The 7,621-nt window shown below is 66.1% G+C and carries 8 protein-coding genes; 3 read left to right on the top strand and 5 right to left on the bottom strand.

The window, feature by feature from the left end; genetic code table 11:
- Positions 1 to 176: 176 nt before the first annotated feature.
- Together Q0176_RS09080 and Q0176_RS09085 are read right to left on the bottom strand one after the other, a co-directional pair.
- Positions 177 to 551, bottom strand: coding sequence for a DUF134 domain-containing protein (locus tag Q0176_RS09080; protein ID WP_299301849.1), 375 nt, complete (start codon positions 549 to 551; stop codon positions 177 to 179).
- A gap of 19 nt (positions 552 to 570) precedes the next feature.
- Positions 571 to 822 carry a hypothetical protein gene (locus Q0176_RS09085; RefSeq protein WP_299301852.1) on the bottom strand — a complete coding sequence of 84 codons (252 nt, stop codon included), beginning with the start codon at positions 820 to 822 and terminating at the stop codon, positions 571 to 573.
- A 264-nt stretch (positions 823 to 1,086) separates the two neighbouring features.
- On the opposite strand from Q0176_RS09085, the gene Q0176_RS09090 reads away from it, so the two are divergent.
- Positions 1,087 to 3,558, top strand: a complete 2,472-nt coding sequence (locus Q0176_RS09090) for a DUF3160 domain-containing protein (RefSeq protein WP_299301855.1) — start codon at positions 1,087 to 1,089, stop codon at positions 3,556 to 3,558.
- 100 nt (positions 3,559 to 3,658) lie between these two features.
- On the top strand, positions 3,659 to 4,402 hold the full coding sequence (gene amrB, locus Q0176_RS09095; protein ID WP_299301859.1) for an AmmeMemoRadiSam system protein B: 744 nt from the start codon (positions 3,659 to 3,661) through the stop codon (positions 4,400 to 4,402).
- A gap of 169 nt (positions 4,403 to 4,571) precedes the next feature.
- Here amrB and Q0176_RS09100 read toward each other — a convergent pair whose 3' ends face one another.
- The 3 genes from Q0176_RS09100 to Q0176_RS09110 form a co-directional block, all read right to left on the bottom strand.
- Positions 4,572 to 5,303: a flavin reductase gene (locus tag Q0176_RS09100; protein ID WP_299301862.1), complete on the bottom strand. Its 732-nt coding sequence runs from the start codon at positions 5,301 to 5,303 to the stop codon at positions 4,572 to 4,574.
- A 16-nt stretch (positions 5,304 to 5,319) separates the two neighbouring features.
- Positions 5,320 to 6,027, bottom strand: coding sequence for a flavin reductase family protein (locus Q0176_RS09105; RefSeq protein ID WP_299301865.1), 708 nt, complete (start codon positions 6,025 to 6,027; stop codon positions 5,320 to 5,322).
- A 208-nt stretch (positions 6,028 to 6,235) separates the two neighbouring features.
- Positions 6,236 to 6,601, bottom strand: a complete 366-nt coding sequence (locus tag Q0176_RS09110; protein WP_299301868.1) for a helix-turn-helix domain-containing protein — start codon at positions 6,599 to 6,601, stop codon at positions 6,236 to 6,238.
- Between the two features lie 151 nt (positions 6,602 to 6,752).
- Here Q0176_RS09110 and Q0176_RS09115 point away from each other — a divergent pair, with 151 nt between their 5' ends.
- Entirely contained in the window at positions 6,753 to 7,559 is an 807-nt protein-coding gene (locus tag Q0176_RS09115; protein WP_299301871.1) for a protein-ADP-ribose hydrolase, read from the top strand.
- The last annotated feature ends 62 nt before the right edge of the window (positions 7,560 to 7,621 follow it).

Here is a 7,621-nt window from a genome sequence, read left to right on the forward strand (position 1 = left end):
GACGATCCGCCGCGGCCGCAGCGCTGGGATAAAACTGAGGACTGCCGGAGACGGCGGCGCGTACCTTCAGGGGCCGTCGGGGCTGCCGGCAGGGGACCCTCACGGGGGCGGTGCAGCCCACCGGCTCCGCCGGCGGGCTTGATCCCTGCGGTTTTTCCCCGTGATGTGCCGTGGCCCTACCGGGGGCCGGAATCCTTTCCGTGCCGGCAGCAGCCGTGCCCGTGACGCTCCGTTCCGCCCGGGCCACGCGCCCCGCAGATGCGGTAGGTCCCGCCCTCGATCCGGAGCTCCCTGGCGTTGACCAGAAAATCTGCGACCTTGGCGCGGGCACGGTCGTAGATGGCCTGGACTGTCGTTCGGGCGACCTGCATACGTCCGGCGCACTCCTCCTGGCTCAGCCCCTCCAGGTCGATGAGGCGAAGGGACTCGTACTCGTCCACCGACAGCACCACGGGGTCGCCCGCGGTGCACTCCCGTTCCCCGGACGCCGGGGCGAAGCGGGAGCAACAGGGCATTGCAAAGACTTCCCGCCGTTTCGTCGGCCGGGGCATCGGCTGGGCCTCGAACGCCTCAGGCTTCCGCCGCGGGGAAGGCCGCGGCTTTGCCCTCCCGGGAACAGCTGCCCTTGTCTTCCTCTCCCGCGCCGTGATCGTGCCCGCAGCCGCCTCCGTTTCCCTTCCCCTTCCCGTGGCAGTGTCCTTTGCCTTCGCTGCCCTTGCTGCCCTTGCCGCAGTCCGCCCCGCCGTGCCCATGGCAGCAGCCGTGACGCTTCCTCTGCTCTCCGATCCGTTTTTCCGCCCGCTCTTCCATCCGTTCTTCCATCGTTACCCCTCCTCGATCATTTTCTTGACCCTTATCCGGCATATGCCATTTATTAAGATACCTCTTTTTCGTCATATGTCAATAACAGGGGGCGACGAAAGCGGTGGAAAAGACCACCCTGTCGGTTCCCTTGGAGGTGGGTTTACGGAATACGTTCCTGCGGTATAGTATTGGGGAAGGCTGTTATACTCGAAGCGCTCCGTCTCCATGCACCGGGAGGAGCGCGGAGGACGAATGAGGTGATTCGAATTGAGGATGAAGTGGTTGGGGATTTTTGCGTGTGTCCTGTGCGCGGCGCTCTCGTTCTGCGATTGCCCCGCATGGGCTCAGGGCGGGACGCAGTACGTCGTTACGGCGCGCATCACGCCGCTGTTCGAGACCGTCAAGGACGTCAAGGCCGCGCCCGGCGGGCAATGGAAGGATATTCCGTATAACGAGGGGATCCTGGGGGTGCTGGTCTACGGGGATCTCGTGGAGGGGAAGCCCTCCTCCAAAAAGGGATGGCTGTCCCTGTCCGGCCCGGAAGGGGAGTTGGGGCTCGTCGAGGCCGCGGCGCTGACGCCCATGCCCAAATACGAGCCGGTGGACGCGAAGCCCTATCAGGTGATGAAGGACGGGACCGTGCCCTTCCTGCTGCCGGGCCAGCGCCCCGTCTCGGAGTTCCATTCCTTCTCTCTGCCGCGCGGGGCCGTGGTCACCGCGGAGGGGCGGGCGAAGGACGCCGAGGGGACGTCGTGGCTGCTCTGCATCTTCGGCACGGACTACTCCGACGGAGGCTCGGGGTCGGACCGCCGCGGCGGCTGGCTGCCCGAGGCCGAGCTCGTCGACCTGTCGGCCTCCAAGCCGGAACTGTCGCGGGTGGAGGAGGACAAGCTCCCCGCAAAGCTGGACGGCGCCGAGCGTAAGGCACTGCTGAAGAACGGCTTCTACGTCGATCCCAAGCCCGTCCTTGTGAAGGAGCTGAACGAGGACGACATGGTGGACGCCTACAACACCATCGACTCGCTCACCCCCCGCTTCATCACCGCGGACCTGCCGCTCCACGCGTTTCACCTCTACTTCGACCGGATGCTCCAGAAGGTGGAGCAGAAGGTTCTGCTGCCGCGTACCTTCGAGCTGCTGTCCGCCATGACCGCGGCCCTGAAGGACCTGCCCCACGACCTGGAGAGCTCGGAGCTGGGGCGAAACGCCGCATCGGCGGTCGTCGATTACCTCGCCCTCGCCATGCACCTGCTGACGAACGGGGGGGCGGAGATCCATGACGGCATCGCCGGATTCGCGACGGGGGTGATGGCGGGAGAGGGGACGGGCGACAATCCCTTCACGGGGCTGCCGCAGGACTTCACCCTCTTCGCCCCGCGCGGGCACTACACTCTGAACGAGGACTTCAAGGCCTATTTCCGCACCACCTATCTGCTGGGCACGCCGTTCCCGCTGGACAACGAGGGAGGAGCCGCGGTCACGCTGCTGCTGTGCCACATCCTCTCCGTGCCGCAGGTTCAGGAAAAGTGGCGTGCGCTCTACGACCCCATCCGCTACCTGGTCGGCAGCTCGAACGTCAACACGTGGGACGAGCTTGTCGAGGCGCTGAAACCGTTCAAATTCGGGGACCTGAGCGACGCGGGCAGGGTGAAGGAGCTCCTGGAGGTTCTGGACAAGGCCGGAAAGGCCAGCGCCATCCAGAAGCTGCCCGGCAAGAAGTTCGCCGTACTGCCGCGCCGGATCACCTTCGACGCGATGATCTTCGATACGCTCACCCATCCCCGGACGAGCACGGATGAGGATAAGCGCGCCCTGCCCGACCCGCTGGACGTCATGGCGGTCCTGGGCTCGACCCAGGCCCTGGACGAGGTCAAGCCCTACGAGAAGTTCAAGAACTACGGGGACAACCTGAAGGCGCTGGAGGAGCGGTGGCCGGAGTACCGCAGCTCCGCGGACGGGGCGAACGCCTATACCGCCTGGCTCTCCGCCCTGCGCAGCTACAACGTCTCCGAGGGGTCGCAGCAGTTCTTCGCCCGCACCGCCGCCTGGGGCTACAAGAAACTGACGACGGCGGAGGCCTCCATGGCCGAGCTGAAGCACGACACCATCCTCTACGCCGAGCAGAGCGGGGCCGAGATGGGGGACGGCGGAGGCGAATGGGTGGCCGGGCCCTTCTCTCAGCCGTTTGCGCGCGGCTATGTGGAGCCGGAGCCGAAGCTCTACCGCGCCCTGGCGGAGAGTGCGCGCAAGATCCTGGAGTTTCTGACCCCCATGTTTCCCGATGAGCACGAGTATTATCGCGGGAAGTTCTCCCAGTTCTCCGAGGAGATGGAGACCCTGGCCGGCATCGCGGACCGTGCGCTCGAGGACGCGATGACGCCGTCGGACTTCCTGACCATCATCGAGCTGCGCCTGCCCTCGGTCCTGCCCGAGGATATCTACGATGTCTACGACAAGGCATCCCAGAATCAGCTGAGAATGGCCCTGGTCGCCGACGTGGCGACGGACGCCTCGGCCGGCCGGGCCCTCTTCATGGGGGTCGGAGCGCCGCGCAGGCTCAGCGTCTACGTCAACGACCGGTCCGGCGGCTTCCGCGTGACGGAGGGCTACATGTTCTCCTATTACTCCTTCATCCAGTCCCTGAGCGAGGGGCGCATGAACGACGATCAGTGGAAGGCGATCGTCTATGACACGAAGAGGCAGGACGACATGAAGCAGTACCTGCCGGCCTGGCATGGCAAACTGTACGAGTAGCGCCTGGGGCGCGGCCGGGGTGGTCCGGCCGCGCCCGTTCCTCCCCGGGGAGGGTTTCGTGCGGAAGGGCTCCGTGCCCCGCGGCCTCCCGAGTTTGTCCTTGCTCCTGTTTCTGGTCCTGGCGCTCCCTGCCTCCCCGGCCCTCGGGAGCGGGGAGCCGCCCCTCGTCGTCGGGGCCGTCGCGCCCCATCACAACGTGGCGGGGGCCCTCATCGACCGCCTCTACGAACGGATTCGGGAGCAGATTCCCCACCCGGCGCGCGTCATCCTGATCGGGCCCGACCACTTCATGAGGGCGCGGCAGAACATCGTGTTCTCGGCGGCGGACTGGCGGACGCCCTCGGGACTCCTGCGGGCCGATGCGGAGGGGGCCTCGTCCCTGAAGGGCGCGGCCCTGCGCCAGGACGGCGTCCCCCGGCGCGACCACGGCATCACGGAGCACATTCCGCGCGTACGAAAGTTCTTCGGCGACGTCCCCGTGTTGCCGCTGGTCGTGAAGTCCTGCGCGACGGACCTTCAGGTTTTACGCGTGCGAAGGGCCCTGGAGGCGCTCCTTCGCGAACGCGGCGGAGTGGTCATCCTGAGCATGGACCTCTCCCATTACAAGCCCCGCGCGGAGTCCGACGCCGAGGACGAGCGCACCCTCGCGGCGCTGTGCGCGTTCCGCCTGGAGGAGCTCAATGGGCTGGACGTGGACTGCCCGCGGGGCGCGCGGCTCCTCCTGACGCTCCTGCAAAGCCTCGGAGCCGTACGGAGCGAGCTGCTGGAGCGCAGCAACTCCGCGGACTTCCTCCCGAACGCGAGCCGCACCACCGGCCACGCCACGGTGTTGTTCACGCGCTGAACGAAGGCGGACGCCATGCACCCGGGCGGACCTTCCGATCGAAACGGACGGCGGGGGGAGGGCCGATCCCGGCCACAGCGGCATTATCACGCGAACATAAAAAAGCGAGAAGGGCCCGAGTCGGCCCTTCTCGCTTTTGCGTTATTCCCTTCCGCACCGGTCCCCGCGATCAGGGTTTGGGGGCGGCGAGCTTTTCCATGTAGGTCTTGCCTGCGGAGTGTCCGTCCCCGAGGTAGTCCCCCAGGCCGAAGTAGCCGGTGTTGCCCTCGCTGCGTCCGGGGATGTAGAAGGCGATCTCGGGCAGCCCGGCCGGCTTGGGATTGACGGAGGGCTTCTCGTTGGCGTACCCCTCGTCCACCCAGGTCTTCACCACCTTGAGGACGATGAGGTCGAAGGGAGAGTCGGGGTCGAGGGAATCGCACTCGACCAGCTCGCACTCCAGGGAGATCGGGAACTCGCGGAGCATGGGGGCGGCTACGGCCTGTCCCTTGTCCGCCGTCAGCTTGGTCATGGCCAGCTTGTCCGTGAACTTTCCGTCCTTCATGCCGGAGAGGCACCCGAAGAGGTCGGCCTCGGCCAGCTGGGCGACGGAGGGAATGTTGATCGTCGCGGCCTTGCGCTCCAGAAGGTTCTTATGCGTGTAGGACGTCTTGCGCATGGCGACGACGATATGCGTCTGGGGCGCCGACGTGGCGATCCCGCCGCGGTCGAAGAGCCCGAAGTTTGCGCGGTCCTGATCGTCGTAGGTCCCGATCACCAGCAGGGACGCGGGCATAACGCGCGCGGGGACCTCGGGACTGGCCGGGTTCTCGACCTTGGCCGCCCACGCGGCGCCCGCCCCGACCAGGGTGAGAAGGGAAAGCAACAACAGCGACCGGAAAAAAACGATACTCTTTTTCATCTTCACCAATGCCTCCTCACTGCTTGGCGTCGGGGTACTTCGTCTTGAAGAGCTCCTCGCTGGCGCCCTGGCGCTGCCCGATCGAGTAGAAGCCCGATCCGGCGCCGCCGCCGGGGTAGTAGAGGATCGAATCGACCTTCACGGGGTTGGGGTATCCGGGGAACTTGGAGTCGGAGCCGTTCAGGACGGAATCGTCGATCCAGACGCTCTTGACCTCGGCGATGTACATGGTGTGCGAGCCCTCGCCGAAGCTCTTGGTCTTGACGACCTTGCACTCCATGGAGATGGGGCACTCCTGGATCATGGGGGCGTCGACCTGGCTGCCCTTCACGGGGGTCAGCCCCGTAACGGCGAACTTGTCGATGTACTGGTCCCCGGAAATGGCGGAGACGCTGCCGCAGAACCCCGCCTGCTCCAGCTGGGACCTGCTGGGGACGTTGAGCGTGAACACGCCCTTCGCGTCGATGTTCCTGGCCGTCTGGCGGCTGGGGCGCACGGAGACGTAGACGAACATCTTCTCCTTGCCCACGGCCCCGGCGATTCCGGCGCGGTCGATGACGGCGGCGTCCGGGCGTCCCTCCTTGTCGCTGGTTCCCACCAGGAAGAGCGTTGCGGGTATGATGCGCCCGTTCGCCTTGGGCAGCTCCACCTTGGCGGCCATCGCCGGCCCCGCCGCCAGGGCGAACAGGACGGCGACGCCGAATACGGACATCAGTTTTCTCAATAGACTCGACTCCTTCCTCGAAAATAAATTGTTGAGGCCCCAAACACGACGCGGTATTCCCCTCCCAAACGGCTGAGCCCTTCGGCAGGACCCGCAGTGCGGTTTGCCCCTGCAAACTCGTTCGATTATAGCATAAACATGAGTGAGCAAGTAGGGCTTGCTCGGGCAGTCCGCGCCTGGACTAAGCGGCGCCCTCCGTCCTTCCGGCCTACGCTCCTCCGTCGGGAATGGGGGACGGTGTTGGGCCCGCTGCGGCCGCTGTCCCGGCCTTGTAGCGCGTCCCCCACTCCAGCATCGCCTCCAGGACCGGCCGCAGGCTGCGACCGGTCTCCGTCAGCGCGTACTCCACCCGGGGCGGCACCTCCGCGTAGACGGTGCGGGTCAGCAGCCCCGCCTCCTCCATCTGGCGCAGGTTGGCCGTCAGCACCTTCTGGCTGATGCCGCCCAGCAGCTTCTTCAATTCGCCGAAACGCTTGACGCCGCCCAACAGATCCCAGAGGATCAGCACCTTCCAGCGGTTGGAGATCAGCGTCAAAGTCGTCTCGATCGGGCAGTCCGGCATGTCCTTGTTCATCTTGCCCCACCTGTTCTCACAATGGTATCTTTTTGGTACCTACAGAACAATAATGTGCCTGCTTTACATAGGATACTTGATGAGCTATTGTAATGCAGAGGGACGGCGGGGACAAGCCCCGTGCCCTAGGAAGCGGAAGGGCGGTGGTGTCGTGGATCGGATCGAGGACCAGGCCGGAAGGCTGGAGTACCTGCTTCATTTTCTGCGGGACGAAAACCCGCGCTGCCGCGGCATGGAGATTCCGGACGACGGGGAGGGCCGACGGCGGCTCCTTCGGGCCCTGATGAACGTCCGTCCCCCCTGGCCCATCGGCGGGGACTTCCTGGAGGTGCAGGACGCCTACCTTCAAGAGGAGGCGCGGAGGAAGGGAATCGTGGACGCGGAGGTGCTGCCCGTCGCGGCGGAGGAGCCCGGCGCCTCCTTCCTCTCGGTGTGGAGGGGCGACATCACGACGCTGAGGGCGGACGCCGTCGTCAATGCCGCGAACGCCTCCCTGCTGGGGTGTTTCGTGCCCGGCCACGGGTGCATCGACAACGTCATCCACACCTACGCCGGGGTCCAGCTCCGCCTGGAGTGCGACGCCCTCATGAGGCGGCAGGGTCACGAGGAGCCGACGGGCGGCGCGAAGATCACGGGGGCCTATAACCTGCCCAGCCGCCACGTCGTCCACACGGTGGGACCGATCGTCGCCGACCGCCCGACGCGGAGGGACCGCGCCCTGCTCGCCGACTGCTATCGCTCCTGCCTGGAGCTTGCGCGTTCGCACCGGCTCGCCAGCATCGCGTTCTGCTGCATCTCCACGGGAGAGTTCCGTTTTCCGCAGCAGGAGGCCGCGGAGATCGCGGTGGAGACCGTCAGGGGATTCCTGCGGGAACATGGGGCGGGGATGAGGGTGATCTTCGATGTGTTCAAGGAGAGCGACCATGAGATCTACCGGCGCCTGCTCGGATGCGATTGAGAGGCTGAGGCGCGGGATCGCGGAGGCGGACGCCGTCGTGGTCGGAGCGGGGTCGGGCCTGT

This window comes from uncultured Fretibacterium sp., assembly GCF_938040765.1.
Lineage (GTDB): Bacteria > Synergistota > Synergistia > Synergistales > Aminobacteriaceae > CAJPSE01.